Source organism: Vibrio sp. 661 (genome assembly GCF_033339315.1).
Classification (GTDB): domain Bacteria; phylum Pseudomonadota; class Gammaproteobacteria; order Enterobacterales; family Vibrionaceae; genus Vibrio; species Vibrio alginolyticus.
On record NZ_JAWOUJ010000090.1, the window covers coordinates 1 to 1,206 of the forward strand.

At 46.4% G+C, this 1,206-nt stretch carries 1 protein-coding gene; it reads left to right on the top strand.

Annotation, left to right across the window (positions count from 1 at the left end; genetic code table 11):
• Positions 1–973, top strand: a 973-nt coding sequence (locus tag R7P69_RS24885; RefSeq protein ID WP_318121777.1) for a HAMP domain-containing methyl-accepting chemotaxis protein, incomplete at its 5' end; no start/stop codon positions are given.
• Between the last annotated feature and the right edge of the window lie 233 nt (positions 974–1,206).

Consider the following 1,206-nt stretch of genomic DNA (forward strand, 5'->3'; position numbering starts at 1 on the left):
AACAAACACGGCAATGAAAGACGTCGCATCTGGCAAAGGTGATTTAACGCAACGCCTAGAAACTGACACCGATCAGGAGTTTTCTGATCTAGCGAAAAACTTCAACACCTTCATGGAAAATCTTCAGCAGCAGATCATTGAATCGAAATCGATCTCTAATCAGATGCTTACTGGCACTCAAATCACGGCAGAAGGCGCACGCGACTCCGCTGGTGCCATTCAAACTCAGCTTCAAGAATTGGAGCAACTGGCAACCGCAATGCACGAAATGTCTGTCACCGCGACAGAAGTTGCGAACAACGCACAAGGCGCCGCAAGCGCTGCGAAAGAAGCCGATCAAGCAACCATTGAAGGCTCATCAGTCGTGAGCGAATCAACACAAACCATTAATATGCTCTCAGACAGCATCGATTTGGCTGTTGAAGAAGTTCAAGTGTTAGAGTCAGCAACAGCAAACATCGAAACGATTCTTAAAGTTATCAACGATATGGCAGACCAAACCAACCTACTTGCATTGAATGCTGCAATCGAGGCTGCACGCGCAGGTGAATCTGGTCGTGGTTTTGCTGTAGTAGCGGATGAAGTTCGTATGCTAGCGGCACGTACTCAAGATTCAACGCAAGAAATCTCAACAATCATTGAAGAGCTACAAGCGCAATCAGGCCTTGCTAACGACAGCATGCAAGTTAGCCTGGAAATGTTAACTCGTAACAACGAGCTGACTCAGCAAGCGAACGATGCGTTGATCGGTATTACAGAATCTGTTGCGAACATCAACGATTCAAACACGCAAGTAGCGACAGCTGCGGAAGAGCCATCTCAAGTCACTCAAGACATCAACCGCAACGTGGTTAACATGTCTGAACTTGTGAACCAAAATGTAGCTGGCATCAGCCAAAGCGCAAGCGCAAGTAGCGAGCTATCACTACTGGCTGAAAAGCAAAAAGAACAGTTGAGCTTCTTTAAGCTGTAAGCTTTTGCTTTACGTTTTTAAATATGGTCTCAGCAAAAAGGCACCCTCGGGTGCCTTTTTAATGCTCGTTTTTCAAGAACGAATACGTGCTCTAGCAACTTCATTGCTCTAGGCCGTTCGAATTTATTTCAACTTCAGCTTGGTGCCGTCGAATTTGAGATGGCTCAGCAGACTCTTGGCGTTAGTCTTGCCTACCTCATCAAACTCCATTCCGTAGCGGGCATAGTGAGTCG